The 26,186-nt window shown below is 69.6% G+C and carries 26 protein-coding genes; 23 read left to right on the top strand and 3 right to left on the bottom strand.

The window, feature by feature from the left end:
* The first annotated feature begins 111 nt into the window (after positions 1 to 111).
* The 21 genes from ACH4S8_RS37865 to ACH4S8_RS37765 all read left to right on the top strand — a co-directional run bounded on the left by ACH4S8_RS37865 (position 112) and on the right by ACH4S8_RS37765 (position 19,850).
* Positions 112 to 600 (top strand): C40 family peptidase, encoded by a 489-nt coding sequence (locus tag ACH4S8_RS37865; protein WP_398402535.1) that lies wholly within the window; start codon positions 112 to 114, stop codon positions 598 to 600.
* Positions 600 to 1,085, top strand: a complete 486-nt coding sequence (locus ACH4S8_RS37860; protein ID WP_398402533.1) for a hypothetical protein — start codon at positions 600 to 602, stop codon at positions 1,083 to 1,085. Before ACH4S8_RS37865 ends, ACH4S8_RS37860 begins: the two co-directional genes overlap by 1 nt.
* A 347-nt stretch (positions 1,086 to 1,432) precedes the next feature.
* Positions 1,433 to 1,936, top strand: coding sequence for a hypothetical protein (locus ACH4S8_RS37855; protein WP_398402531.1), 504 nt, complete (start codon positions 1,433 to 1,435; stop codon positions 1,934 to 1,936).
* A complete protein-coding gene (locus tag ACH4S8_RS37850; protein ID WP_398402529.1) occupies positions 1,933 to 2,565 on the top strand; it encodes a hypothetical protein in 633 nt (210 codons plus the stop codon). Before ACH4S8_RS37855 ends, ACH4S8_RS37850 begins: the two co-directional genes overlap by 4 nt.
* Positions 2,562 to 2,741, top strand: a complete 180-nt coding sequence (locus tag ACH4S8_RS37845; protein WP_398402527.1) for a hypothetical protein — start codon at positions 2,562 to 2,564, stop codon at positions 2,739 to 2,741. Before ACH4S8_RS37850 ends, ACH4S8_RS37845 begins: the two co-directional genes overlap by 4 nt.
* 56 nt (positions 2,742 to 2,797) lie before the next feature.
* Entirely contained in the window at positions 2,798 to 3,343 is a 546-nt protein-coding gene (gene dcd, locus ACH4S8_RS37840) for a dCTP deaminase (RefSeq protein ID WP_398402525.1), read from the top strand.
* A gap of 74 nt (positions 3,344 to 3,417) precedes the next feature.
* The gene (locus ACH4S8_RS37835; protein ID WP_398402523.1) at positions 3,418 to 5,157 is read left to right on the top strand and encodes a hypothetical protein; all 1,740 of its coding nucleotides are present in this window, start codon (positions 3,418 to 3,420) and stop codon (positions 5,155 to 5,157) included.
* Between the two features lie 73 nt (positions 5,158 to 5,230).
* Complete coding sequence (locus tag ACH4S8_RS37830) at positions 5,231 to 7,360, top strand: hypothetical protein (RefSeq protein WP_398402521.1); 2,130 nt, start codon at positions 5,231 to 5,233, stop codon at positions 7,358 to 7,360.
* 6 nt (positions 7,361 to 7,366) lie between these two features.
* The gene (locus tag ACH4S8_RS37825) at positions 7,367 to 8,692 is read left to right on the top strand and encodes a hypothetical protein (protein WP_398402519.1); all 1,326 of its coding nucleotides are present in this window, start codon (positions 7,367 to 7,369) and stop codon (positions 8,690 to 8,692) included.
* An 8-nt stretch (positions 8,693 to 8,700) separates the two neighbouring features.
* Positions 8,701 to 8,916, top strand: coding sequence for a hypothetical protein (locus ACH4S8_RS37820; RefSeq protein WP_398402517.1), 216 nt, complete (start codon positions 8,701 to 8,703; stop codon positions 8,914 to 8,916).
* Positions 8,917 to 8,919: 3 nt separating this feature from the next.
* Complete coding sequence (locus ACH4S8_RS37815; RefSeq protein WP_398402515.1) at positions 8,920 to 9,168, top strand: hypothetical protein; 249 nt, start codon at positions 8,920 to 8,922, stop codon at positions 9,166 to 9,168.
* Positions 9,168 to 9,524, top strand: a complete 357-nt coding sequence (locus ACH4S8_RS37810) for a thermonuclease family protein (RefSeq protein ID WP_398402513.1) — start codon at positions 9,168 to 9,170, stop codon at positions 9,522 to 9,524. The genes ACH4S8_RS37815 and ACH4S8_RS37810 overlap by 1 nt, the downstream gene beginning before the upstream one ends.
* 108 nt (positions 9,525 to 9,632) lie before the next feature.
* Positions 9,633 to 10,154, top strand: coding sequence for a hypothetical protein (locus ACH4S8_RS37805; protein WP_398402511.1), 522 nt, complete (start codon positions 9,633 to 9,635; stop codon positions 10,152 to 10,154).
* On the top strand, positions 10,151 to 10,327 hold the full coding sequence (locus ACH4S8_RS37800; RefSeq protein ID WP_398402509.1) for a hypothetical protein: 177 nt from the start codon (positions 10,151 to 10,153) through the stop codon (positions 10,325 to 10,327). Before ACH4S8_RS37805 ends, ACH4S8_RS37800 begins: the two co-directional genes overlap by 4 nt.
* 70 nt (positions 10,328 to 10,397) lie before the next feature.
* Positions 10,398 to 12,554 carry a hypothetical protein gene (locus ACH4S8_RS37795; RefSeq protein ID WP_398402507.1) on the top strand — a complete coding sequence of 719 codons (2,157 nt, stop codon included), beginning with the start codon at positions 10,398 to 10,400 and terminating at the stop codon, positions 12,552 to 12,554.
* Positions 12,554 to 15,601 (top strand): glycosyl hydrolase family 28-related protein, encoded by a 3,048-nt coding sequence (locus ACH4S8_RS37790; RefSeq protein ID WP_398402505.1) that lies wholly within the window; start codon positions 12,554 to 12,556, stop codon positions 15,599 to 15,601. The genes ACH4S8_RS37795 and ACH4S8_RS37790 overlap by 1 nt, the downstream gene beginning before the upstream one ends.
* A 13-nt stretch (positions 15,602 to 15,614) precedes the next feature.
* Positions 15,615 to 16,412 carry a hypothetical protein gene (locus ACH4S8_RS37785; RefSeq protein WP_398402503.1) on the top strand — a complete coding sequence of 266 codons (798 nt, stop codon included), beginning with the start codon at positions 15,615 to 15,617 and terminating at the stop codon, positions 16,410 to 16,412.
* Between the two features lie 65 nt (positions 16,413 to 16,477).
* On the top strand, positions 16,478 to 17,353 hold the full coding sequence (locus ACH4S8_RS37780) for a hypothetical protein (protein WP_398402501.1): 876 nt from the start codon (positions 16,478 to 16,480) through the stop codon (positions 17,351 to 17,353).
* Between the two features lie 109 nt (positions 17,354 to 17,462).
* Entirely contained in the window at positions 17,463 to 17,777 is a 315-nt protein-coding gene (locus tag ACH4S8_RS37775) for a hypothetical protein (RefSeq protein WP_398402499.1), read from the top strand.
* A gap of 64 nt (positions 17,778 to 17,841) precedes the next feature.
* Positions 17,842 to 19,443, top strand: coding sequence for a hypothetical protein (locus tag ACH4S8_RS37770; protein ID WP_398402497.1), 1,602 nt, complete (start codon positions 17,842 to 17,844; stop codon positions 19,441 to 19,443).
* On the top strand, positions 19,431 to 19,850 hold the full coding sequence (locus tag ACH4S8_RS37765; RefSeq protein ID WP_398402495.1) for a hypothetical protein: 420 nt from the start codon (positions 19,431 to 19,433) through the stop codon (positions 19,848 to 19,850). Before ACH4S8_RS37770 ends, ACH4S8_RS37765 begins: the two co-directional genes overlap by 13 nt.
* A 51-nt stretch (positions 19,851 to 19,901) precedes the next feature.
* Here ACH4S8_RS37765 and ACH4S8_RS37760 read toward each other — a convergent pair whose 3' ends face one another.
* The 3 genes from ACH4S8_RS37760 to ACH4S8_RS37750 all read right to left on the bottom strand — a co-directional run bounded on the left by ACH4S8_RS37760 (position 19,902) and on the right by ACH4S8_RS37750 (position 22,378).
* Positions 19,902 to 21,200 carry a DUF6545 domain-containing protein gene (locus ACH4S8_RS37760; RefSeq protein WP_398402493.1) on the bottom strand — a complete coding sequence of 433 codons (1,299 nt, stop codon included), beginning with the start codon at positions 21,198 to 21,200 and terminating at the stop codon, positions 19,902 to 19,904.
* Complete coding sequence (locus ACH4S8_RS37755; RefSeq protein ID WP_398402491.1) at positions 21,197 to 21,754, bottom strand: hypothetical protein; 558 nt, start codon at positions 21,752 to 21,754, stop codon at positions 21,197 to 21,199. The genes ACH4S8_RS37760 and ACH4S8_RS37755 overlap by 4 nt, the downstream gene beginning before the upstream one ends.
* Before the next feature lie 72 nt (positions 21,755 to 21,826).
* Positions 21,827 to 22,378: a hypothetical protein gene (locus ACH4S8_RS37750; RefSeq protein ID WP_398402489.1), complete on the bottom strand. Its 552-nt coding sequence runs from the start codon at positions 22,376 to 22,378 to the stop codon at positions 21,827 to 21,829.
* A gap of 292 nt (positions 22,379 to 22,670) precedes the next feature.
* Between ACH4S8_RS37750 and ACH4S8_RS37745 the strand changes: the two genes are divergently transcribed.
* Positions 22,671 to 22,970, top strand: coding sequence for a hypothetical protein (locus ACH4S8_RS37745; protein ID WP_398402487.1), 300 nt, complete (start codon positions 22,671 to 22,673; stop codon positions 22,968 to 22,970).
* Between the two features lie 381 nt (positions 22,971 to 23,351).
* The gene (locus ACH4S8_RS37740) at positions 23,352 to 26,186 is read left to right on the top strand and encodes a hypothetical protein (RefSeq protein WP_398402485.1); all 2,835 of its coding nucleotides are present in this window, start codon (positions 23,352 to 23,354) and stop codon (positions 26,184 to 26,186) included.

The raw sequence follows: 26,186 nt of genomic DNA, 5'->3' as shown, positions 1-26,186 counted from the left end.
TCACCGAAGTTGTTCCGCCTACCCCAATTATGGGGTAGGTTCTTTTTTTGACGGAGGCCGCGCCAACGGCCGCCGCCCGCCAGTCACTTCGACCCGCCACGAAGGATGATCATGACTTCTGCAGTTGCCTCCCGCCCCGCGCTGGCCGTCGCACTGAGTGCCGTCACTGCGTCCGTGCTGCTGGGCGCCGCGTCCCCCGCCGAAGCCGCGACGAGCAAACAGACGGCGGCCCTGAACGCCGCCAAGACCCGCATCGGCAAGCCGTACGTCTACGGCGCGACCGGCCCGGACCGCTTCGACTGCTCCGGGCTGACCCAGTGGTCGTACAAGCAGGCAGGGAAGGACATCCCGCGCACCGCCCAGCAGCAGTACAACAGCACCCGGCACGTCAGCGCCGGTGCCCGGCGGCCGGGCGACCTGGTCTTCATCGGGACGCCCGGCAGGATCACCCACGCCGGGATATACGCGGGCTTCTGGTCGGGCCGCAGCTGGATGGTCAACGCCAACACCGGCGCGTACCGGGGGCGGAAGGTCGTCGTCGCGCCGATCAGCGAGTACACCGCCGGTAGCCCGAAGGCCTACTACGGGCAGGTCCGGTAGTGGCCGGGCGCCGGGCGCTCGCGCAGGCCCCCGCCTACCTGGTGCTCAACCGCCGGACCCACACTGTGCAGGTCCTGGGCGGCCCGCAGGTCGACTACCTCCTCACCGAGGTCTATGAGGACGGCATGGTCACCCAGGCCCCGGGCGGAGCGTTCGCGGTGGTGCGGCCCTACGAGGTCGAGGTCGGTGACGCGCACGAGGTCGTGCAGTACCTGCCGCTGCACCGCGACCAGCGCCTGCTCCAGCACATCAGCGCCGGGGCCCTGTACCGGCCCAGGCGGTCGCGGGACGGGCGCACGCACTACGAGGAGCCGGTGATGGACGGCAAGGCGCTGCTGAAGTTCATGCCGTCGCAGAAGGGCACCTTCTACCGCACGCGCGACGACCACATCGTGCTGGTGCAGCCGGTGACCCGGAACGGGCAGCCGCGCATCGTGGGGATCTGGAAGCCGCTGTCGGCCGCCGACTTCGCGAAGTCCGCGTAGGCCGGACGGTCTTGAAGGCCCCATGACACTCCGTCATGGGGCCTTTGCCGTATGGGCAGGTGGCAGGGTAGCGTTTCTTCCGCAAGACACCGAGTGTCACTTTTTTTGCATATGCCTGGCGCTGTCGGAGGCCCGGTGTACAGTGACCCTCACGCAGACACCGCCAAGTCTGTTCATCAGCCCGCCACATGCTTTTCTCCACCCGCCAGGAGATCCTTCATGCCTTCAGCCTCGATTCCTCGTCCGGTGTCCGGCCGTGTCCTTGGTGAGCTGATCGACGACTCCCGCACCCTCTCGGTGTGCGCGGTGGCCTCCCCGTCCGTCTGACAGGAAAGGGGGCAGCCGCCATGCCCCGGACCGAACTCTTCGCCGTCCGTTCTGCTCTGGACTTGACCGACAAGCAGTCGCACCGCCTGTTCGCGTTCGCCGCGCTCGACGAGATCGTCGGCCGGAAGCGTCCCCGCGCCGTGTGGAGCCACCCGGCGCTGGCCCGTCAGCTCGGGCTGAGTCTGCACTTCGTGGCGCTGATGCAGAACTACCTGCTGTACCGGGCTGCCCGGGGTCTGAACAACGACGAGTGCCTGTCGCTGGTCGGGGACAACAAGGTGCAGATCACCCGGGTCGAGGACGGCAGGCCCCTGGATCAGATCCGCATGGTGGCCAGTGCCCGTCGCGAGGCCCAGATGGGCGCGCTGCTCGGGCTGGCCCTGGGTCTGAAGACCCGTGTCGACGGCGAGTTCGTCGTCGAGATCGAACGATTCCTGGGCCGCGCGTGCGGGCTGGCCTGGGAGAACCTCACCGCCGTCTACCAGCGTCAGTGCACTGCCCAGAAGGAGCTGATCGGAGCATGAACATCGAGAACACCCCGGTAGGGGTCACGGTCACGTGGAAGCCGGTCGACTCGTTCCTGCCGGTGGACCGGGAGTTCCCGTGGGCGACGCCGGACGACATCGCGTTCCTCCTGTCGGCACTGAATTTCCGCAACCAGAAGTCCGGCGGGTTCGGCCCGCTGGTCACCCCGGAGCTGAAGGAGGCCCGGGACAACCAGGCACGGTGGCATGGCGACATGATGCGGCTGCGGCTGATCGACGGGCTGGGGTGGTGGGCCAGGGTGCTGCCGTCCCGGGTCGTCGACCGGATCGCCGACAGGCTGGCGAACTACGCCTTCGAGACGGAGTCGCAGGCGATGCTGGAGAGGTCGGCGCTGTACGAGCAGACGCACCGCCTGAACGCCCGGATGGGCGGCGTCGCCCGGATCCAGGACCACCAGGGGCGGATCCGCCGGGCGGCGGCCGGGCCGTCGTACGGGCCGATGATCCACTGCGGTGCGGGGTGCGACAAGGCGATCCTGCTGGAGCACCTGGTGAGTCCGCCCGAGGGCTGGACGGTCTCCGAGGAGAAGGTGCCGTTCTGCCCCGAGCACTCCGAGGCCCCGGCTTCTGACGTCACGACGTCGCCGAAGGTGGTTGTCGTCCGATGAACCGCTTCCTCCTCGGCCTGGCCCTGGCGCTGGGCACCTTCGCCGGAGTCCGGTACGGGACCGGCAACCCGGGCCTGGCGATATTCGTGATGTCCATGGTGGCGCTGACGGTGTGGTTCCTGCCGCTGCGGTGCCTGTGCGAGCGCTGCGTCAACGCCCGCTACTTCGAGGACTGACCCTGTCTGGCGGTCGGCCAGGGGCCCCAGGGGGTGGAGAGAAGGAGCCCACCACCATGCTGCTGGCCGACCACCAGATCACCTCCCGCATCGATGCCGGAGACCTGAAAATCTCGCCGTTCGACCCCGCCCGGGTGCAGCCCGCCTCAGTGGACCTGCTGCTCGATCAGTTCGTGCGCGTGCCCGCCAGCCCCGGCGCCGAGATCGACGTGGCGCAAGTCTGGGCCGGGCACACCCGGATCGCGGAGATCGACGAAGAGGGCTGGGCGATGAAGCCCGGCGACTTCCTCCTCGCCAGCACCGTCGAACGGATCGCGCTGCCGCCGGACCTGGCGGCGCGCGTCGAAGGAAAGTCCTCCCTGGGCCGGTTGGGCCTGACGATCCATGTGACGGCAGGCTTCGTCGACCCGGGGTTCTCGGGGCAGATCACGCTGGAGATCGCGAACCTGTCGCCGTGGCCGATCCGGCTGCGGCGGCTGATGCCGATCGCGCAGCTGTGCCTGACCCCGATGGCGGCCGTCCCACAGCGGCCGTACGGGGACGCGGGCAACCACTACCAGGACCAGTGCGGGCCGACGGAATCCCGTTACCAGATGCGCTGATTCCTGGGCCTTCGGGGGTGGTTGTCGGCGGTCCTCGACACAATGACACCACCGCCGAGGCAAGGGAGAGCCCGATGGCGAAACGCAAGCAAGCTCTGATTCCGTGGCAGGAGAACGTCTGGTTCACCCAGGGGCAGTCCAACACGGCCGGGCTCGTGTGGGAGATCGCGAATCACCTGGAGCAGATGCGCAGGGTGGGCCAGATCCAGCAGAGCGGCCTGTCTCACGGCCGTGACGTGGAGGGCGGGGTCTGGTGGGCGTTCGACGCGGCCTGGCACACCTTCGACGGGGCCCGAGTCAAGGCCCGTCTGATCCTGTCCCTGAACCACCTGCAGACGGCTCTGATGGGCGGCGACCCGGACCAGATCGTCCGCGACCGCCGGACCCCCTTGCCGATGGTGTGGACGCTGACCTCCGTCGCCGACAAGCCCTGGGATCCGCAGTGGACGTCGCCCGTCGCGATGTTCCTGCCTTCGCGGCCGGGCCTGGACTGGGCGAAGGACTGGGCCTCGGGGAAGGTGTCGCTGGACGACTACACGACGCTCGGGGACATCCAGTTCGATCTCACGGCCAGCCTGCTGGACGAGCTGTCGCATACGACCTGGTACACCACGGTCATCACGCACGACCTGCGGCCGGACGACGCCGAGCCCTACCCGGCGCTGTGCAGGCTCCTGCCGCCGAGCACGAACGGCCAGATCCTGGAGATCCGCGCGCGCGGCTGGCAGGACATGCTCTACAACGAGCTGCTGGCCCGGCACCGGGTCTCGCTGCCCCGGGGCGGCATGGTCATCCTGCCGACGTCGCCGCGCAAGGATCTGTGGTCCTCCGCCGACTACAGCTTCAGCGTCCCGGGAGGGGACTTCCGCGAGCTGCTCGCGCGCGGGGCGGAGCACGTGAAGACGTACCTCGCGGCGCCCGCGCACTACGAGGGGCGGGTCGACGACGTGGTGCAGTCGCTGCTGTCCTCCTGGAATTTCCCGGAGATCGAGCTGAGTCCGGCCACGCGGGAGGTCATCGCGCTGCGCTCGAAGCTGGCCGCTGCCGACTCGCAGACCGAGGAACTGCGCCTCAAGCGTGCGGAGGCGGAGGCCATCGCGGAGCAGTCCCAGGCCGAGGTCCTGGAGATGATGAGGGCCTACCGGGAGCACCCGCTGGAGGTGCGGGAGGCCGAGGCGCGGGAGCAGGCCGAGCAGGCGTTCGAGGCCGAAGAGGCAACGCAGTCGCTGGCAGAGGACCTGGCGGCCGAGGTGGCGTGGCTGCGGCGCCGTCTCGCTCTGGCCGGAGGGTCGTACGCGGAGGCGGCGCCGGAGCGGCCCAAGGGGCCGGAGAGCTGGCCGGAGCTGCTGGCCATGGCCGGTGAACTGTTCGAGTACGTGCGCATAGGAGACGTACGGGGGGCGCTGAAGAAGCTGGAGGGTCACCAGAACACGCTGGTGTGGCTGCGCCGGGCCTGGGAGACCCTGGAGTGCCTGGAGGCGTACGCGTCGGCAAGGAAGGAACATGGTCCGGACGTGCTGCCGCACTTCAACGCCTACCTGGACTGGCCGGGGGCAACCGTGCTGGTGCCGTCGACCTGGTACTGCGCAGCAGAGGTGTCCCTGGAGCGCGCCGGTTCCGACCACCGGGGCCGCAAGACGCGGATCTTCAGGGTGGAGGGGCTGGGCGAGGTGTTCATGGGGGCGCACGTGCGGGTGGGCGGGGTCCGGCCGGGTGCGCCGCGCATGCACCTGTACGACGACCTGTCCGGGCCGACCGAGCTGATCCACGTCGGCTACATCGGCCCGCACCTGCCGAACGTCAACGGACGCTGACCCTCTTCTCCTTCTGATTGCTGTCTCACCCCTCTCCACCCCCTGACAAGGGGCGAGGAGAGGGGTGATTTGCATGCACGCCGCCGGACGGTCCGACAAGGACCTGTGGGACGAGGACGAGCCCGTCCGCGAGCCGATGCGCCCGCAGGCCACCAGTGCACGCCGTAACCCCTCCCGCGACGACATGCGGATACGCCGCCGGATGCGCCGGTCGGGCGCGCAGGAGGAGAACGAGATGTCCATCCCTGACCGCTCCCAGCTGATCCAGCAGATCGCGAGCGCGAGGAGTCTGGCGGAGGCGACGCAGCTCGTCGGCCAGCTCGATGAACTGGACCGGCGCAGCCAGCGCGAGGCGGCGCTGGAGCGTGAGGTCGACCTGGCCCAGACGTCGATCGACCACGCGATGACGCCGATGGTGTCGAGGACCGCGCACGGCACGATGGCCAGTGACTGGCTGAACGAGGTGCCGGACGAGCCGCTGGACCAGTCCCGGCTGGTCGCGCAGGCGGCCCACTGGTACGGGCAGGTCCCGGAGTACGTGATCGTCGACGAGGTCGAGTTCAGCGAGCAGGCGCGCGGTATGGCCCGCAGGCTGGCCTCGGGCATGGGCGGTCACGCGCAGGCGGCCGAGCAGATCTTCGTCAGCTACGCGGCGTTCCTGCGTGCGCAGGCGGCCTCGGGCGTGGACCAGATCCAGCAGACCACGGCGCCGGACGGGGTCACGCAGAAGGCGACGCCGCTGCCGCCGGACGTGTTCGACAACTTCGCGCCGCCGGTCGCCGACATCAACACGGCCGTGTCCGGCACGGAGACCTCCAGCGCGGCCCCGGCGATCCAGATGGCTGTCGGCGGCGGCGGGAACTCCAGCCCGGAGGTGCCCGGCGGGCACTCCGAGACCAACGAGCTGACCGGCCCCGCGCCGGAGCCGTCCCTGGGCGGCGGTGGCGGCGGGTCCGCGCCGGAGCGCTCCGGCGGGCACTCCGAGGCCCCGGCGGCGTCCGAGCCGGTCCAGGAGCCCGCGCCTGCGGTCGACCCCGGGCAGGGCCCGGCGGCCGGTTCCGGCGGCGCGCAGCCCTACGGGGCCGGTGAGGACCAGCGCAAGCAGGGCGCATCCGGTCTGCAGCAGATCCAACAGTCCGTCGACGTCCACGACTCCAACCACTCGACGCCGCTGCCGACCACCGTCGCGTTCCCGTGGACCCTCGACGAGAGCGGCGAGCCGGACGGCCTGGCGGGCGAGGCCGAGTACGACCAGGGCGGCCAGGTCTCCTCCGGCCACCAGTCGCACGCCAGCCTGCAGACCCGGGCCGACCAGTGGACGCAGCCGCACCAGCTGATCCAGCCGAACGTCGCGAACTCCCCGGCGAGCACGCCGCCGCGCACGGTCGCGGACGCGGGCTCCGGCGCGGCCGACGCGGCCCCGGGCAACCAGCCCTCGTTCGGGGATGCGCACGCGGCTCCGGCCTACACGCAGTCGTACACCTCGGCCGCCCCGGGCGCGGGCGCGCAGGACGTGCCGGTGTCGATCGGCGGGGACAACGGGACCGGGCACATGCACCCGGCGTACGCGTCGCGGAAGGTCGCGACGAAGCAGGAGATGCAGCACCCGGACTTCCAGCGCGGCTACAAGTACGCGGCGAAGTGGCAGCCGGGCACTCCGGTGGTCCGGCCCGGCTCGGCCGAGCTGGAGGCCGGTATCTACGCCGGGTTCACCGACCGGCCGGAGCACCGGACGGCGTGGCTGTCGGTGCACGCCGAGCTGGCTGCGGTCGAGCCGAGGCTGGCCCGCCGGATCGCGGCGCACCGCCAGTTCACGCACAAGGTCGCGGCCGAGCAGGGCCTGCCGACCGACGGGACGTACCTGTCGGTGCAGGCGGCCACCGGTATCGACCCGGACACCACGGGCCCGGCGACGTCGCCGTCGCCGTCCGGTGACACCCCGATCAACGGCCCCGGCCGCCCGGCGCCGCTGGACGGCCAGACGGGTGCGGCCGACCCGGCCGGTGCCGCTCCCTACAACGGCGCCCCGCCGTACGGCAGCCCGGTCGTCCCGCAGCAGGCGACCGTGCCGCAGGGCACACCGGTGCACATCCCCGACTCCGGCATGGCCTCGGCCTCACCGGCCGGTGGCGGTCTCGCCCCTCAGCTCGCCGCGTTCCGGCGCCGCGTCCAGGCGGGCCTCCTCGCACAGAAGAAGGGCTGACCCCTGATGGACTTCACCGCAGACCTGATGTGGGACGGGGCGACCCGGGACCACGACGCGGAGAGCCTCGAACTCGCCCGCACGGCGGCCCTGGCCGACGCCACCCAGATCGTCGGCCCGCTGGTCTTCCAGGCGGGCAACGCCAACGACCTCGAACACCGTCTCGCGCTGGTCGAGCCGCACCTGAACGCCATCGCCGAGCGGCGCGGCTACCCGGCCGAGGCGCTGGCGCAGGACCTGACGCGCCGCTGGTCCCTGCTGGATGGCGCCCGGGCTTCTCGGGCCCAGCAGACGGCAGCGGTCCGGCAGGTGACGGCCGCCCAGGAGGCGGCCATGGACCAGGCGGTCTCGCGCCTGGCCGCGATGGCCGCGCGGGAGAACCCGCTGGTGCCGATGGGTGAGTGCCTGCGGCTGGCCAGCGAGGCCGTGCAGAAACACGCGGACGCCTTCCCTCTCGCCTACGAGTCCTGGGGCGGAGCTGGTGACGGCCCTTTCACGGATAGGGCGAAGAACTTCAAGCCCCCGGGGACGAAGAACCCGGCGGCGGCCGTGAACCCGGGCTCGAACGGCGGCGACAGCACCTTCGACGAGGTCCACCAGCGGCTGAACGACCTGGACAACCGGCTGAACAACGGCGCGGGTTCGCCTGCGTCGGGGCCGCCCGGCCCGCCGTCTCCGACGACCGCGTCCCTGGACGCGATGGCGGCCGGATTCATGGACCGGGTCAAGAACTGGTGGAAGGGCCCGCAGGAGGGGGCGGCCACGGACCACGAGGAGACCCACGAGCCCGTCCTGCCGCCCGGGCCGCCTCCGTCCCTGACCTTCAACTCGCCCGCGCCTGCGTCTACGCCTGCGCCCGCAGCGAGCCACGAGCGGGCCCCGTACATCACCCCGAACAACAGCGCGGCGTCCGACCACGTCGACGACGCCGTCGAGCGTCACCACGACGAGCAGGGGCGCCGGGAGTTCAACGACATCATGAACCGGCTGAACGGCGACCGGGCCGAGATGAGCCACAAGTGGGACACCCCGAGCCGGGACCGGTTCGACCACCCGGAGCAGGTCTCCCACTACCTGCAGGGCGAGAACGACCGCCAGGCCGACGACATGGGCCGCCGCCTGGACGAGCTGGGGCGCACCCCTTCCAGTCTTCCGTTCTCCCACGCGGAGCCTGGCGGGCGTGGGACGGGTGAGCCGCCGGTGCGGTCGGCGGTGACCGACTTCTCCCACCCCGGCACCGGTGGCACCGGCGGCCAGCAGGTCCTGCCGACCGACCCGGCCGCGCACGCCTTCTCCCACCAGGCCAGCTTCCAGCACAGCCTGTTCGAGTAGGAGCCGTGATGGACCCGAACGTCGCCTGGGGAGTGATCCTGGGCACTGCATTCCTCTACGAGATGTACGGAGTGTTGTTCCGCCCGGACCGGGGTCTGACCCTGTCCGAGCGGACCCGGGCCTGGTTCCACGTCAGCACGAAGCCGGGCAAGGCCGCCTTCGTGATCGCGTGGCTGGGCCTGACGTCCTGGTTCATCCCGCACATCATCTTCGGAGGCAGCTGACCTATGACCACTTTCCGTCCCGACTCGAAGTACTACGGCTGGGCCCACCAGCCCGCCGTCGGTGAGAATGAGCAGCCCACCGTGTCGCTGTCCTTCAGCGCGCTGACGGAGGTGTACGGCGGGTCTCTGCCGACCGGCGTCACCGCCATCACCCCGGCGATGGTCGCGGACGCGCTCAACGACCTCCTCGACGCCAACGGCTGGCCGCCCATCACCTTCCTGGGCACGCCGGTCGACGAGACGCTCAGCTGATGTTCATCTACCAGGCCACCGTCCTGAGGGTGGTCGACGGCGACACCCTGGACCTGCAGCTCGACCTGGGATTCGGGGTGTTCACCTGCCAGCGGGTGCGCCTGCTCGGCGTCAACGCGGCCGAGCACGGCACCGAGCTGGGCGACAAGGCGACCGCGTTCGTGAAGGCCTGGGTCGCCGAGCACGGGCCCACGTTCACCGTGCGGACCCAGAAGGACAAGCGGGAGAAGTACGGCCGTTACCTGGCCACGGTGCTCTCCAGCGCCGAGGACCTGGGTCAGGCCCTGATCGACGCAGGCCTCGCCGTCGCCTACGACGGAACGGGCCCCCGGCCGGTCCCGGAGCCGGTACGGTAGGGGCTCAACGCCCGCGAAGCACACAGCGCCCCTCCTGTCGTTGGCTCAGGAGGGGCGCTGTGCTGTCTGCTCGCCTGCACCCGGCCGTAGGGGGTGGAGGTGAGGACCATGTCTACGCTGCCCCAGGTCCTGGCGCACCAGTCCGGTGATGGAGTGACCATCGCCCATTGCCCTTTCTGCGGATCCGGGCAGGTCCTCGGCCGGTCGGACGGCAACACGGAGTGCATGTTCTGCAACCAGTCCTTCATGGTCCGGGTGCAGCCGATGTACTCCGCGTTCCCGCAGACGATCGACGGGATGCCCGTCGACATCCCCGGCATGCCTCCGGGCGCCCCTGCGGGGATGCCCCCGGGCGGAATGCCCCCGGGAGGCGATCCTGGGGCCGCTGGAGCGCCTCCGGGCGCCCCGGGGGAAGACGGGAGCGGTGCGCCTCCGTTCGGCGGTGACAGCGACTCAAGCGACTCTGGCTCCGACGACGGTCCGCCGGACTCCGGCGGCTCGGACGACGACTCCGGCGGCGGGGGCAACCCGTTCGGGAAGAAGTCGAGCTACCGCACCGGGGCCGGGCAGCCGCTGGCGCGCACCGCCTACGTCGACTACCTGGCGAGCCGTCTGGAGGGGCACCGGTGAGCGTCTCCGTGAAGGCCCTGGTGCATCTGACCGTCGACGGCACGGCGTACGAGGCGGGTGAGTGGGTGACGCTCCCGGACGCGCAGGCTGCGCGTGCGCAGGAGCTGGTGTCCTACGGGCTGGCCGAGGAGGCCCCGGCCGCTCCGGTCAAGGGGCGCCGCCGCCGGTCGTAGGTCCTGGTGTTGCTGTTCCTCCCTGTTCTGCGGCCCCAAGGGGTGAGCCACCACAGGGAGGAACCGCCCCATGCCCGAGGACAAGACCGAGGCCGCGCTCGCGCGGATGTCTCGCATGTTCCGCCGCGTCTCGCACAACGCCAACGAGTCGCCGGAGGCGCGCGAGATGCGGGCGAACCGGCGCCTGCGCAAGCAGGCCTCGGACATCGGCCGGTCGGGTCCTTCGGTCAACTTCGCGACGCAGCGCCCGCGCGACCCGCTGTTCTACTGGCGGCAGAACAACATGCCGTTCCAGTTCGACGACCCGGCGCAGATGGCGAAGATGCGGGCGTACTGCCGCCTCGTATATGCCTCGCACCCGGTCGTCGGGTCGTGCGTGGACATCTACTCGAAGTACCCGCTGCTCGGGATGAAGATGTCCTGCAAGGACGAGCGGCTCACAGATTTTTACACCCAGCATTTCCTCGAAGAAGACGGCCTGAATTACAACAAGTTCATGGTCGACATCGGCCGGGAGTACTGGACGGTCGGCGAGGCGTGGCCGCTGGGGACGTTCAACGAGCCGCTCGGCGTGTGGGACGACGAGGAGCTGCTGAACCCGGACGACGTCGAGGTCCAGGCCTCGCCGTTCCTGCGGGACCCCCGGTTCCTGATCCGGCTGCCCACCGAGATGCGGGAGCTGATCCGCACCCGTCAGCCCGCCTGGGAATTCCAGAAGCTGATGGAGGCGTACCCGGAGCTGACGTATTACGCCGACGACAACGCTCTGATGCCAGTTTCAAATATCTTGCTGCGTCAGATGAAGTTCGAGGCCGACACGTTCAACCGGCGCGGCGTGCCTCTCCTGTACAGGGCGATGCGTGCGCTCATGCAGGAAGAAATGCTGAATGCGGCCGTCGACTCGGTGGCCGACCGGCTCTACACGCCGCTGATTCTGGCGAAGCTCGGCGCTTCCGCTTCGGACCTGGGCACGAGCGTTCCGTGGATCCCGACGCAGGACGACCTCGCGGACTTCGAGGAGGCCGTCGACCTCGCGCTGGCCGGTGACTTCCGCATCATCATGACCCACTTCGGCGTCGACATGGAGCCGGTGCTGGGCAAGGAGGACGTCCCCGACCTGTCCCCGGACTTCGAGCGGATCGAGGGCCGGATCCTGCAGACGTTCGGCCTGTCGAAGACGATGCTGGCCGGTGCCTCCTCCGGTGAGACGTACGCGGCCGACGCCCTGAACAGGGACCTGGTCACGCAGATGCTGACGAACTACCAGCAGATGCTGAACCGGCACTACCGCCAGCGGGCGCTCGTCGTCGCCGAGGCCCAGGAGCACTTCGACTACGAGGAGCGCGGCGGCAAGCGGTACGTGCGGATGGAGGAGATCCTCGAAATCGACGAGGAGTCGGGCGAGGAGCGCATCGTCGAGCAGCCCAAGCTGCTCATCCCCGACCTCCAGTTCCGGACCATGTCGCTGCAGGACGAGTCCGCGCAGACGGAGTTCTTCGAGGCGTTGCGCGAGGCCGGTGTCCCGGTCTCCATGCGCACCCGGCTGCACAACGTCCAGATCGACTTCGACGAGGAGATCGAGAAGTCGCGGGACGAGGCCGTGGAGATGGCGGTCGCCGAGCAGGAGACCCGCAAGGCCATCTACATCGCGCTCAAGGACAAGGGCCTGCCGATCCCGCAGGACCTGCGGGCCGACTTCGAGCCGCGCGCGCTGCCGGAGGACCAGGACCCGATGCAGATGCCGACCGCGCCGCTGCGGATCCCGCTGCTGGGCATGGACCCGGTCGGTGCTCAGCCGACGCTGGCGCCGACGATGCAGGACCTGCAGGGCACCCCGGCCGACGGCGGCGTGACCGAGCCCGGCGGTGTGCCGGAGCCGGTGGACGCGGACGGCGGGGAGGGCGCCCGGCCGGACGAGTCCGACGAGGCGCGCGGCGACATGCCCAAGCAGTCCTCCGCGTCGCCGTACACGCCGATCGGTGACGTGACCGGCCTGTTCCTGAACGCGGAGCGGATGCGGTCCTTGGCCAACCGGCACAAGCCGAAGGTCAAGGTCGCGGCCAAGCCGGAGCCCAGGGCGAGCGAGGAGGGCGAGGAGCCCGAGGAGGTCGCGATCCCCGAGGCAGTGCAGCGCAAGGAGCCCATCGGGCTGTACGGCGGTCCCCGCCATGTGGGCCTGCGCCGCCACGTGAGCGCGGATGAGATCAACAAGGAGCTGCAGGGCTGATGACGTACACCCTGATTCCGGTCACCCGGACGTATCTCAACGGCGGCACGCCGCGCACCGGTACCGTCCGGCTGCAGCTGGTCGGCGCGCTCTACAACAACGGCGAGACCGCCGACCGGCAGCCGCAGATCGCGACGCTGGACTCGGGCGGCTCGATCGCCCTGTCCGTGCGGGCCACGAACGACCCGGGCACGCTGCCGCCGGGCGGTGGCGCCTACCAGGTCACCGAGACCCTGTCGGGGCTGACCACCTCGGTCTACTACATTGAGGTCCCCTACGACGGCGGGCCGGTGAACCTGGCGACCGTCCCGCACCTGACGCTGGCCGATGTCAGCGCTCCGGCCGTGTTGTTCCAGCCGGTCAACGAGCGCGGCCTGCCGGGCGGGTACGCGGTCCTGGACGACTCCGGCCGGGTGCCCCACGACCAGCTCCCCACCGACCTGGGCAGCGGCGGGGGCGGCGGCTCCGGTGTGACGATCAGCGGGGCGGCCACGGACATCCAGCCGCTGGGGACCCGGGCGGCCGGTTCGACCGGCAAGGCGGCCGACGCGAGCCACGTCCACCAGATCCCCACGCTCAGCCAGGTGGGCGCGCCGACGGCGAACCTGGACCTGAACGGCAAGCGGATCGTGAACGGCGCGGCCGGTGTCGCCTCGACCGACTTCGCCACGGTCGGCCAGCTCGGGCAGTCGCTGCTGGGCTGGGTGAACGTCAAGGACGCCACGTACGGCGCCACGGGCAACGGTACAACGGACGACACGACCGCGCTGCAGGCGGCCATCAACGCGGCCCCGGACGGCGGCGTGGTCTACCTGCCGCAGGGCGTCTACCGGACCTCGGCGCCGCTGGTCGCGCGCCCGGGCGTCACGGTGCGCGGTGCGCACTCGAACCTGGCGACGGGCCTGAACCTCACGGACCCGGCCTGCTACATCCAGCCGCTGTCGTCGTTCACCGGCACGGCGCTGTTCCTGCTGAAGGACCAGGCGGGCGGCGGGTACCCCAAGCTCCCGGCGGAGCACCGGTTCGAGAACCTGATGCTGGACGGCTCGACGCTGGATGCCACCAAGCCGGTCGACGGCTTCCAGGCGGCCGGGGACATCCAGAACGTGCGGATGGCCCAGGTCACCATCCGGCGCATGTCGAACAACGGCATCGTCACCAGCGGTGTCTCCAGCGTCTTCCCGCGCTCCTGGCAGCTGACCGACGTGGTGATCGACACCTGCCGGGGCAACGGCGTCTCGTTCGCGAGCATGACCGGCCTGACGATGCGCGGCTGCGCGGCCGTCGGCAACCTGGGGCAGGGCATGGTCCTGTCGAACGTCGCCAACGGCAGGCTGACCGACTGCCGGTGGGAGCGCAACCTCAGCCACGGCCTGCGGGTCACCGGGTCCTGGGGCAACGGCACCGGGTCCGGCGGCATGCAGATGGACGCCTGCACGACCGACCGCAACGGCGGTCACGGCGTCCTGGTCGACGCCACCGGCAACGGCCCCATCAGCATCACCAACCTGACGACCCGTCGCGACGGCCGCAACGGCGGCTCCGGCGGCGGCGGCTTCGCCGGGCTGGCCGTGGTCGGTGCGACCATGCCGGTCGTGGCCGACGTCGTCACCTGCTACCCGGGTGTGGACGACGACGGCACGGGCACCAGCTCGCCGCAGTACGGCATGCTCGTCTCCGGCTCGACGAGCCTGCAGTTCGACGGGCTGTACCTGCACGCCGCCTCCGAGGGCCTGCACGACGACGGCACCAACGTCTCCGTCTCCCTCGGCTCGAACGTCACCCTGGCGACCGGCCCGACTACCACGCCGGTGCGCACCGTCGTGCGGTCCGGGTATGCGGTCGACTGGGTCAGCGTCAAGCAGTACGGGGCGAAGGGCGACGGCACGACCGACGACGCCCCGCAGATCCAGGCCGCGATCAACGCGCTCGGCGCGGCCGGTGGAGGCACGCTCTACATCCCGCCGGGCCGCTACATCCTGAACGCCGTCCTGACCTGGGCCAAGGGCGTCAACGCGATCGGCGCCGGGGACCGGGTGTCGATCCTCCAGTCGACGAACCCGAACCTGGACTGCATCACGGGCACCGACATCAGCGGAGTCACCCTGACGGGGCTTCAGCTGTCCGGGCCCGGGCGCGGTGCGGGATCCGGCGTCCGGTTCACCCGGTTCAGCGCGCCGTCGACGACGAACATCACCCTGCGGGACATCCTGATCCAGAGCTTCGGCGGGGACGGCGTCTTCTGCCACGAGTTCGCCTCCAGCTCCCTGGAGCGCGTCCGGGTGCGCACATGCGGCGGTGTCGGCTTCCACCTGCAGGCCCCGCAGGACACCGTGACGGGCGGCGCCTCGACGTCGCTGACGGCCTGCTTCGCCGAGGGCAACGTGACGGGCGGCTTCTGGCTGGACGGCATGGCCTACACCGCCCTGAACTCCTGCGCGGCCCAGGGCTCTCCGGCCGGGTACCGGCTGGACAACTGCACGGCCGTCAGCCTCACCAGCTGCGGCGCCGAGCAGTGCACCACCGGCCTGATCGTGTACGGCGGCAAGGGCACGGCGGTCAACGGCTTCGTCACGAAGGCCTCGGACGGCGCGAGCGTCTGGGTCACGAACTCGGCCTCCGGCGTGGTCCTCCACGGTGTCGTCGAGGTGTCCCCGCTCTCGGCCGCCACGGCCTGCCTGCGGACCGACTCCGGCACCGTCGCGACCGTGCTGGGGCTGACCGCCGTCAAGCCGAACTCCCTGTCCGGCACCGTGAACCTGATCGACCCGGGCGACGGCTCCATCGTCCAGGCGGGTCGCACCGTCGTCCCGAGCGGCGGCACGGCCGCACGCATGGGAACCGCCGTCCTGGTGGGCGGCACGGTCGTCGTGAACACCACGGCGGTCCTGACCACCAGCGTGATCCAGCTGACGATCCAGGTCCCGGGCGGCACGGTCGGCTCGGTCTATATCTCGGCACGGACGTCGGGGACCTCGTTCACGATCACCTCGACCTCGTCCAGCGACACATCGACGGTCGGCTGGCGCATCCTCGACCCGTCCTGACCCTGGAGATCTCGTGGTAGCCGCAATCACACCCAGCACCCTGATCGAACTGGGGACGCAGGAAGCCAACATCAAGTACCAGGAGGACTTCGTCTCCTCCACCTGGACGAACCTGAACAAGTACGCCAAGCAGACGCCGGGCATGGCCGGGTACGACGGCCAGTCGTGGTGCGTGATCTTCCTGCTGTGGCTCGCGCACCGGGCGGGTGACGTCAGCATCATCCCGCAGACGCCGGACTGCCTGACGGCCATCACGACCTACCAGTCGTGGAGCCGCTGGAGCTGGTACCCGGCTGTGGGCAGTCAAGTCATGCTGGGCGCCAGCGGCGGGGACCACACTGGCCTGGTATGGAAGTACAACTCCACCCAGATCTGGACAATAGAAGGTAATACGAACACAACCGGGTCGCCAGAGGGAGATGGGGTGTACCTGAAGGTCCGCAACCGCGCTGACGCCAACGTCTACGGCTACGGCTATCCCAAGTACTGCAGCCCGATGGTCACGGCCGACCCGGGCTGGGTGGACGACGGTGCCCTGCTCAAGACGTCCTCGGGGACGGCGGCGGCCTACGCCCCCTACCCGGGCGCCGACTGGTTCACCGTCGGCCGGACCTCCCCGCTCGTCCTGTCGGCCGCCAACCGGCTCATCGCCGTCGGCGCGGGCTCCTACACGCCGACGGCCGACATCGGTTCCGGCGACCTCACCGCCTGGGGCAACTGGCACGTGACCTGCGGGTCTCCCGGCGGCTCCTACAGCGGCGTTCCGAACGAGGCGATCTGGCGGCTCCTCCAGGTACCGCACGGCCACTGAGTTGCTGTCTCGGACACGGGTTCGGGCCGAAGGGGTGAGATCTCACCACCCTCCGGGAGGAACCCGTGTCCGAGACAGTCCCCGACTGGCGTCGCCTCGTCGACCACGTCCAGTCCATACCCGAGAAGATCTACGAGACCTGGAACTCCCGCGACGGCTGGGACAACCACACCCCCTTCGGCCAGGAGTACGGCTGGGACGGGGTGGCCTGGTGCTGCATCTTCGACTGGGACATGTACCACGACACCGGCCTCGACGCGGTCGTCCCCAAGACGGCGTCCGTCGCGGGCATGACCGCCTGGGCCAAGCAGCACGGCCAGTTCTCGGAGTACCCCTCGGTGGGAGCCTGGGTCAACTTCTCCAACGGCGGCCACACCGAGATCGTCGTCGGCTTCGACGAGACCTGGGTGTACACCAAGGGCGGCAACAGCATCCAGACCGGGTCCGAGGACAACGGCCAGGGCAACGGGGTCTGGTCCCACGTCACCGCCCGCCGCGCCGTCAAGGTCGTCGGCTACTTCGCCCCGCACTTCCCCGACGGAGTCTGCCCTCCCACGGCCGACCCCGCCGACCCGCGCGGCGGTAAGGCGGTCGCCTCCTGGCGCTGGTCGGAGCCGGTCGTCCCCAAGCCTCCGGCCCCGCCCGCGCCGAGCAAGCCGACCCCGGCCGCCCCGACGTGCCCGGCCTTCCCGGGCCGCGAGTACTTCAGGCTCGGCGCAAAGAACAAGCACGCCCTGCAGCTGCAGAAGTGGCTGCAGAAGGGCAACTGGGGCCCGAAGTACCTCATCGGTCCGTCGGACACGATGACCCAGAAGGACCTCGACAAGGTCAAGGCCCTGCAGGAGCACTACCTCTCCGCGCTCGGCCCGGCCGACGGCCTGTGCGGCCCCAAGACCTGGCAGTACGCGTTCGAGGTCGCGAACGGCCTGCGCAAGAAGTAACGCTCCGTAGCGCGAAGTCCCCGGACTGTAAACCCGGGGACTTCGCGCTGTCCGGCCCCATTCTTCGGGCCGCCAAGGGGTGACGGGGACGACGATTTCTAGGAGCGCCATGACCCAGACCGAGCCCACCAACTTGGGCGATCTGTGGACGCTGATCCAGGGCGACTCTCTCGCCACTCGCGAGGCAGTCAAGCGAGAGCTGGACGACGTAAAGAGGCGCTTGGACACATTCGTGACGCGCGATCACTTCGAGGCGGAGAAGCGCCTGTTGGAGACGCGCATCCAGCATGTCGAAGAGGCGCTGGAGGAGATGGAGCGCCAGGCAGAACAGCGCGCCCAGACCCGGCGCGAGTTCATTTTCAAGGGCGTGATCCCAGTGCTCGCCCTGGTGATCGCGGGACTGTCCATCTACTTCGCGAAGTAGCTCATCACTGTCTGTCCGGGCCCCCGGGGGCCCAAGGGACGACGAGAGACCCTGGGAGGGCAGCGTGGGCATCCAGCCTGACATTCCGCAGCGCCTGACGCACCAGACGCTGGGCATGCAGCGTCTGGCCGTGCACGCCGAGGACTACTGGGAGTACAAGCCCGACCAGCGAGTCCAGACCACCGACGGCCTGCCGGGCACCGTCAAGGCCGTCCTCGACGGCCCGTACCCAGGCTCCGAGGAGTACCAGGTCGAGTTGGACCGGGGCATGGGCGGCGGCGCGTACACCGCGAGCCAGCTGCGTCCGGCGGCTGCCACCACGGCGGCCATGGAGCAGACGGCGGCGGCCGACTACCCGGAGCTGTCGCAGATCCTGGTCGAGCGGCCGGACCCGGCCGGGATGATGGTCTACGCGGGCAAGAACCCCTTCGCTGACACCGACGGGGACGACGACTCCGACGACGGGGACGACGGTTCCAACTCGGACGACGGCTCGGACGAGAAGGACGACGACAAGGACTCCGACTCGGACGACGGCGACGACTCCGAGGACGACGACAGCGACGGCGACGACAGCACCCCTCCGTGGGTGAAGAAGGACGCCTCCGCCCTGTTCGCCTCGATGGTCGTCACGGCGGCGGCCGACAAGGACTTCCGCTTCCAGATCACGGCCGCCTGGAAGGACGTCGTCGCCAAGGCCAAGCGGATCCGTGCCGAGGGCGGTGTCCGCGTCACCATGGCCTCCGACGGCCTCGTGTTCGCCGAGGTCAAGGGCGACAGTGAGGTCTACGAGGCAGGCCTGCAGCGGCTGCCGAACAAGCAGGCCATCCACTCGTGGTCCTGCGGCTGCAAGTGGGGCGCCTATCACTGGGGCGCCGATGACGACTTCAGCAAGTTCGCCGGGCGCATGTGCTCCCACGCGCTGGCGCTGCAGTACGAGGCGCAGTCGCGGGGGATGTTCGGCCGCAACGTCGGCGTGGACGAGACCCGGCCGCACTGGGTGCCGCGCAAGGTCGTCGTGAAGTACGACATCGACTCCGGCCAGAACCGGCTCGCGCCGTCCACGGCTGCGCACGCCGGGCCCGCGCTCGCCTTCGTGGCCCGCGCGGCCGTGGCGGCCGGTGAGAACGCCCAGGAGATGCTCTTCGCGCTGGGCTCGGCGGGCATCCGGCCGCTGGCCGATGCGGCGGCCCCGTTCGGTTCGCCGTCGGGCACCTCGTACCAGCTGCCGAAGGCGCCGGGGGCGACGTCGCCGAAGCTGCCGTGGGAGAACCCGGTGTCGGCCGGACCGCTGGCGGGCGCTGACCCGGTCGGCTGGAACCGGCAGCTGCCGCTGGAGTCCTACGCCTCGTTGGACGCCCAGCACTCGCTGTTCGAGCCGGGCGGTGCCGAGGCCGAGCTGCACGACCAGCCGGAGGGTGCGCTGCCCGCGACGGACGGCGTGCAGATCCCGTCCAACGACGAGGCGCTGTCGCCGTCCATCACGGGCAGCCTGCGGCGTCAGGCGCTCAAGGACTTCACCCTCGCCGAGCGGCAGGCGCTGATCGACGAGGGAGAGGGGGTCCGGGCCGCCAACCTGGACCTGCTGAAGATCGAGGGGACCCACTACGCCGACCTGGAGAGCATCCTGGCGGCACAGGAGGACGACACCACATGGCTGGCCTGATCGAGGACGACGAGCAGCCGCAGCAGATCGCCGAGTCCACGGACTCCTCCGACCCGTTCGGAGGCGACTCCCAGCGCTTCACCTGGGACCGCGACGTCCAGATCGGCCAGCTGCAGGTCGAGCTGGACGAGAGCGCCGCGCAGGGCGCTCACGTCGCGATGATCTTCCCGCGTGACGCCGACGGGCAGACGGTCCAGGTCGACGCGCAGAACCCGATCACGGTGTACGTGACACCGTCGTCGGCCAGCCTCACGGACGTGCGCCAGGTGCTGGCGGCCCATCAGCCGGACCCCTACTTCGGGCTGTCGGACGAGGACCGCGAGAACGTGCAGCTGCGCGAGAAGATCGCCTCGGGTGCGGAGCTGTCGATGGCGGAGATCCAGCGGGCGCTGCAGCTGCTGGTCTGAAAGACGCAGAAGGGCCCTCCCCGGTCTCGGGGAGGGCCCTTTGTGCTGCCGTCAGGCGGCGACGCGGCGCCGGTTGAAGCAGCCCATGGTGACGGGGCTGGCCAGGGCCTTGCCGATCGGCAGGAGGGCTGCTGTGGTTTCCAGCGGGCTGTCGGCGGGCTCCAGGATCGGCCGGTCCAGGCGGTCCAGGCGGGCCTCGGCTCCGGTCTTCATGCGGTGCATGGCCTCGTGGAGCAGGTAGGCCGGGACGGTGTGGGCGGGGAGCCCCAGCTCCTGGGCCGTCTCGGCGGTCTGGTCGTGCAGGTCGCCGGGGAGGTAACCCTGCAGCCGGATCGCGGCGTCGCAGATCTCGGTGACCCGGCGGTGCAGGCGGCGCTCCAGGCCGGTCCACGTCCAGAAGTCGATGAGGGCGCGCATGGACTTGCAGAACGACTTCGCCACCCGGGGAGAGCGAGGCGCTACGACCCTGATGAACCACCGCTCCCTGCGGCTGCGGTAGACGACGGAGGGCACCGCGTAGGTGATGGTGCACCACATCGGCCGCAGGTCGTTGACGGCGGCGTGCAGCCTCACGCGCTGGCCCATGCGCTCCCACATGGGGGCACTGCTCCCGGCGAGTATGAGCAGGGCACAGGCGGTGATGGCGAAGTACGAGAAGGTCTGGACGAAGCCGTCTCCGCCGAGGAACGGCTTGTCGAACAGCCGGGTCACCAGGTAGCCCATCCGCATCGCCGCGTACATCACGCCGCAGACGCAGCCCAGGGCCATGCCCTGGAGGCCGAGCTTGAAGGCGCCGGGAGACTTCTGGTCGTAGCTGGCGGCGGAGAGCATCATCGTGGCGCACCAGCCGCCGAAGATCATGTAGGCGTAGAAGAGGATCAGGCTCATGGATCCCCCGAAGTGCCCGGCCTGGAGGAAGAGGTAGCCGTCGCTCTGGCTCGGGTAGCTGGCGTTCTTCATGGCCAGAGGGAGCGTGAGGCTGCTGGTGATCACAGCGATCCAGGTCACGGCGCGCCGGGGGCGGTTGGTGATGACCCTGCGGTAGGCGGGCTCGGGCCTGCCGTCCATGCGGCCGGGGACGACGACGGTGACGAGCTGGATGAGCGCGCCGACGGCCAGGAAGCTGAGGAGGTGCCGGGCCAGGAGGACCACGATGTCCAGGTCCGGTGACAGGCCGTGGACGAAGGCCAGGACGCTGGTCATGCGCAGGATCAGGGTGAGGTCCAGGACGGCCAGGAAGACCCAGAGGGACCGGCTTTTCTCGTTGCGCAGGGCCGACGGCAGCCGCCGGATGGTCTCGAAGGTCAGGGGCGCGACGGCCGCGAGGGAGAAGAGGGTGGATCCTGTCATCGAGACTCACTTCTCGTATCGAGGCAGGCCCTCATGCTGTCCGCCAGCCCGGATCCGAGCGGGGCGATACGCGTCAACCAGTCCTCGGCCCAGTAGCTGAACTCCTCGGCGCGCTGCTCGCGGGGGTCGTCGAAGTCGGTCCGCTCGCACAACATGCTTTCGGCCCACGACGAAGGTGTGTGTGTAGCTGTGCTCTGCAGGAGCCGCATCACTTCCCGCAGTTCGACCGGATCGGGCTGGTCTCCGTTGACCATGTGGCCCCACTCGTGCGCGACTATGCGCCGCTTGAGGACGCCGGTCGCGAGAGGGTGGACCCAGACGACGTCCACTCCGACAGGGTCGCCCTTGACCCCTTTGGCCGTGACCCACATGCCGCTCGGTCCATTGGGAGAGGCCACCAGTGGATCCCGCTTCAGGATGAGGCGATTTCCGCGCTTCTGCGTGACGTACGCCTCCAGCACCAGCTCCAGCGTCAGGGGCCTGTTGGGGAGGACGAGGTCTTGGAGCGCCTTGCTCCACTTTCTCTCGGTACTCCACCCCAGGTCGAGTTTCACCGCGCCCCCTCATGTCCGAATCTGACCTTGTGCATGCAGCAGCCAGACTAGGTCACAGTACTGACAGGACGGTCAGGAGGGGAGAGATTCTCCGTCCCCTTCTCTGGCTCTCTCGATGGCTGCCAGATGCATATGCAGCATGCCGGTGGCCGTACGGGCGTCCAGTTGGCCCATGCCGCGCATCAGGGCGACGACAAGCTGCCCCGCGTCCCTCTGCCCTCCGGCCCTCATCTTCGAGGTCAGCTCGCGGGCCGCGACCCACATGTCGACCTCGTTCTCGACGGCGATGGTCTCCGGGGTGCGCTCGTCGCCCTCGAAGAAGTAGGCCGGGGAGACCTCGAAGAAGATCGCCAGGTACTGGAGGACATCCTTGGTTGGGTTGCGACGCTTGCCCTTGAGCAGCTCCCCCATGTACTGGCGGGTCAGCAGACCTGGCCTCCTGCCAGCGGTGGGCAATTCCTGTCGTGTGGCCGAAATGTTGTCCTTGGCGTACAACCTTGAGACGGCCTCGGCGATCTCACCAATGTCGTAGGGCTGTTTGTCCGGTCGCCGCTTGAGGTATCGCAGGTTGCGGAGCTTGTTGGCGAGCGGTCCTAGCTCCGGATCGGTCTTGGGCGTCTCCACGAGTCGCCTTCCCCTCAAAAGTTAAAAATGCGTGCCCGGTGGTTCGCAGAGTCTACTCACGAGGAAGCTCAAGTCGACACGGAGTCCACTACTTGAACTTTCTCGCGGCTGAAGTTGACACCAGTGGAGGTACGGGACGTACCATTCCGTTCACTGAAGGCAACATCTGAGCGGGGGTGGGGGCGGAGTGACCGTTGCGACGGGCGTGACCTCGCTTCCCGGGCTCCTGTCCGGCACCGCCTCCACAGAGGCAAGGGACGAGAAGACCTCTCGCCCGGCCCTAGGAGCCCCCGTGCCCTCTCCCGCTATCGTCCGCACGATCTCCCCGATGATCGCGGGCGTCGTGCTCGCGTTCCTCGCCAAGCACAACATCCACGTGAGCGCCGAGTACCAGGGCTACCTGGACGGCGCTCTTCCTGTGGTCCTCGGCGGTGCCTACTACCTCGTGGCCGCCGCCCTACAGTCTCGCTGGCCCCTTGCGGGCGCGCTTCTCGGTTCAACCGCCAGGCCGACATACGAAGGACGCCATCGCAAGGGTCAGCCCGGTCCGGCGACCGCCACGTCGGACATCACTCCGGAAGACCAGTCGTAGACCGCCAACTGCGGCGACGTGCACCGGAGGCAGGACCCCGGCCGACCACACTCCCTACCCAGGAAGGTCGACCGGGGTCCTCTCATTTTTCGGCGCACGGAGCATCCCTGTCAGAGAACGGCTCCGGTGGCAAAAGGTAGCGGCTCCGTCACAGTCAGTCTATTCGTCGACAAATGAATAGACGACTTCCGGATGAGCTTACGGATTACGGTAACACCAACCTTTAAAAAGGTTTGGCCAAGGGTTACCACCCTCCATCAGCCCTTCACAATCGTCTCCTGCCCGTAGTACGCAGCGGCACGCCTTCCTGTTCAACGACCCCCGGGACTCCTTCAAGGAGCGAGGGCGCTCACGCGCCACCGCCCGCCCAGGAGGACCCCGGTGCTGAAGTTCGCCACGGCCCAGATCATCGCCGCCAGCCTCGGCGACCAGCAGCACTTCACGAAGGCCGCCCACCGCGCCGTCTTCACCTACGACGCCCGGCCCGGATTCCTCTACGTCCGCTCGCGGGCCATCTCCTCGCGCTGCAACGACAACTGGGACGAGTTCCCCGCCGACGAGATCGCCAAGGGCTACCAGACCTTCATCGGCAAGCCGGTCTTCGTCAACCACAAGAATGACAACCATCGGCGGGCACGCGGAGTCATCATCGACGCCGCCCTTCACGAAGACAAGAACCCGGACGGCAGCCGGGACACATGGGCCGAAGTCCTCATGGAGATCGACGCCAAGCAGTTCCCGAAGCTGGCCAGGGCGATCCTCGCCGGACACATCGACCGGACGTCCATGGGCTGCGACGTCGAGCGCTCCGTGTGCTCCGCCTGCGGCAACGAGGCGACCACTCCGGCCGAATACTGCGCCCACATCCCCGGCCTCAAGGGCAAGAGGATCTTCCGGCACACCGCGTCCGGCCAGCGCGTCGGCGAGCTGGTCCGCGAGACCTGCTACGGCCTCTCCTTCTTCGAGAACAGCGTGCTCGTCGAGCCCCCGGCCGACCCGACCGCGCACTTCCTCGGCGTGGACGCCTCCGGCCTCGGCAAGGCCGCCTCGAAGAACGCGGCGATCGACTTCTCCGAGTTCGACCACGACGGCCTGGAGGACGAGGACGACGAGGAGGACAAGCCGTACACCCCGTCGGTGAACGCCCCTCACCCGCCGCCCGCAGCACCCCAGTCGCACGTCCCCGGCGAGGGCACCGCCCGCGACCCCCAGCGACGTCGTGACGTCATCACGCAGACGAGGCCGTACATCCCGCTGAAGCCGAGCCTCAACGGCCTCCAGGCGGCGGCCCGGCCCGCGAAGCCCCCGGCCCAGGAGCTGGACGAGTACGGCACGCCGAAGCCCAAGCGCGGCCAGCCGTACGAGCCCGCCGGTGAGCACCCCTGGTACAAGCAGGTCCCGCTGCACCACGACAACGTCGTGGCCCACTGGGACAAGGCGACGCCGGAGGAGAAGGACTCGGGCATGCGCTGGTACGGCGACGCGCACCACGTCGCCAAGGCCATCGCGAAGCTGCACCCGGGCATCACGTCCGACGAGGAGGCCGCGCACAAGGGCGCCGGTGTCCTGTCCGCGTACTCCCCCAGGACGAACTGGCCGCAGAACATGTTCAACGCGGCGCACAGCTTCGCCCGGGGGGCGGCCGTCCGGCCGCTCAAGGACGACCCGGACAAGCCCGAGCACGTCATCACCATGGGCATGCACGCCGACAAGGCGCAGCGGATCATGGACGGCGAGCACCACCAGCCGGTCCTCAACTCGCCCAAAACGCAGGACTTCGCGCACCTCATCGAGCACGGCGGCTACGAGCCGCAGACCGACGAGGAGAAGGCCTCCGGGGCCCCGCGCCGGATGAGCGGCCGGGTCGTCGTCGACCGGCACGCCCTGTCGGTGGCGGCCGGGCGCCGGATCACGGACGTCGAGAACGACGCCCACCAGGGCTTCCCGGGCGCACAGAGCGGCAAGCACGCGCGGCACTACTACGAGCACGCCGCCAACACCTACCGCAATGCCGCCGCCGCCATCTCCGAGAAGGAGGGCAAGCCGGTCGGCGCGCACCAGGTGCAGGCCGTGACGTGGCTGGTGCGCCAGCGGCTCAACGGCGAGGAGGACCGCGCGAACGCCAACGCCAAAGCGCGCAACCTCGGCAAGGGCCGCAGCAGCGGCGAGGAGAAGATCAAGGGCTACTGGAAGGACTTCGCGGGCGAGCACACGCCGCAGCTCAAGGACGACGGCAACTCGCACCTCGCCCGGCTGGTGGGCGCCGACGAGATCCTGGAGGACGGGACCATCCGCACCCTGGCGTACGGAGAGATCAAGGCGCCGCAGGACGTGGACACGCTCCGCGAGGAGAACTGCCCGGTCTGCGGCGACAAGGACACCTACGACGGCCAGGCCTGCCAGATCTGCGGGTTCATCAGCCCGCCGAACCAGTTCCGAGACCCGGACCTCGACATGGCCAAGCGCCTGGACCTGCGCAAGCAGGTCGTCGACCCGACGCTCGTGGACGACAACGGCGAGCTGCAGCGGGTCGACCAGGACGGCAACGCCATACCGAAGGACCCGAACGCCGACCCCGACGACCCTGACGCGCAGGGCGACCCGGACGACCCGAACGCGCAGATGATCGACCCCGACCAGGTCGACGAGAACGGTCTTCCCCAGTCCCCCTACGGCGACCAGGCCCTCGACGGCACCCAGCAGGGGCCCGCCGTCTCGGACCGTGACGGCGACGGCATGATCCAGCCCGACGAGATCGACATGGACGGCAACGCCAACCTCCAGCAGGACCAGGTCGAGCCCGGGATGGGCGGCCAGGCCGCACCGCGTGAACTCCCCTACTGGGGCCAGGACCACACCGGCGACTTCTTCACCCCGGGCCCCGACATGCCGATGCGCCCCAACGAGCCCGACAAGCCCCTGGGCCCCGAAGGACTCTCCGACGAGGACAAGAGCGGCATGCCCGTCCCCGGCAGCCCGGGAGTCCCCGGAACCCCCGGAGACGGCGTCCCGGACCTGATGTGCGGCAACTGCGGCTTCGCGGCCGACGCCACCCCGCCCCAGACCCAGAACATGGCCAACCCCATGGAGGCCACCGACGGCGTCGTCGACGGCGACGTCTGCCCGAGCTGCCAGCGAGGCCAGCTCCTCACCCCGGGCGAGATCAACTCGAACTACTCCAAGGCCCCGGCCGTGGAGCGCCCCGCCTACAGCTAG

The organism is Streptomyces sp. NPDC021080, from assembly GCF_044333225.1.
Lineage (GTDB): Bacteria > Actinomycetota > Actinomycetes > Streptomycetales > Streptomycetaceae > Streptomyces.
This window is presented reverse-complemented; position numbering and strand designations above follow the sequence as displayed.

Coding starts and splice junctions, on each gene's coding strand:
- ACH4S8_RS37825 (WP_398402519.1), top strand. CDS start 7,367: ATGGACTTCACCGCAGACCTGATGTGGGACGGGGCGACCCGGGACCAC.
- ACH4S8_RS37775 (WP_398402499.1), top strand. CDS start 17,463: ATGACCCAGACCGAGCCCACCAACTTGGGCGATCTGTGGACGCTGATC.
- ACH4S8_RS37830 (WP_398402521.1), top strand. CDS start 5,231: ATGCACGCCGCCGGACGGTCCGACAAGGACCTGTGGGACGAGGACGAG.
- ACH4S8_RS37795 (WP_398402507.1), top strand. CDS start 10,398: ATGCCCGAGGACAAGACCGAGGCCGCGCTCGCGCGGATGTCTCGCATG.
- ACH4S8_RS37835 (WP_398402523.1), top strand. CDS start 3,418: ATGGCGAAACGCAAGCAAGCTCTGATTCCGTGGCAGGAGAACGTCTGG.
- ACH4S8_RS37855 (WP_398402531.1), top strand. CDS start 1,433: ATGCCCCGGACCGAACTCTTCGCCGTCCGTTCTGCTCTGGACTTGACC.
- ACH4S8_RS37845 (WP_398402527.1), top strand. CDS start 2,562: ATGAACCGCTTCCTCCTCGGCCTGGCCCTGGCGCTGGGCACCTTCGCC.
- ACH4S8_RS37810 (WP_398402513.1), top strand. CDS start 9,168: ATGTTCATCTACCAGGCCACCGTCCTGAGGGTGGTCGACGGCGACACC.
- ACH4S8_RS37865 (WP_398402535.1), top strand. CDS start 112: ATGACTTCTGCAGTTGCCTCCCGCCCCGCGCTGGCCGTCGCACTGAGT.
- ACH4S8_RS37850 (WP_398402529.1), top strand. CDS start 1,933: ATGAACATCGAGAACACCCCGGTAGGGGTCACGGTCACGTGGAAGCCG.
- ACH4S8_RS37805 (WP_398402511.1), top strand. CDS start 9,633: ATGTCTACGCTGCCCCAGGTCCTGGCGCACCAGTCCGGTGATGGAGTG.
- ACH4S8_RS37820 (WP_398402517.1), top strand. CDS start 8,701: ATGGACCCGAACGTCGCCTGGGGAGTGATCCTGGGCACTGCATTCCTC.
- dcd (WP_398402525.1), top strand. CDS start 2,798: ATGCTGCTGGCCGACCACCAGATCACCTCCCGCATCGATGCCGGAGAC.
- ACH4S8_RS37765 (WP_398402495.1), top strand. CDS start 19,431: ATGGCTGGCCTGATCGAGGACGACGAGCAGCCGCAGCAGATCGCCGAG.
- ACH4S8_RS37760 (WP_398402493.1), bottom strand. CDS start 21,200: ATGACAGGATCCACCCTCTTCTCCCTCGCGGCCGTCGCGCCCCTGACC.
- ACH4S8_RS37790 (WP_398402505.1), top strand. CDS start 12,554: ATGACGTACACCCTGATTCCGGTCACCCGGACGTATCTCAACGGCGGC.
- ACH4S8_RS37815 (WP_398402515.1), top strand. CDS start 8,920: ATGACCACTTTCCGTCCCGACTCGAAGTACTACGGCTGGGCCCACCAG.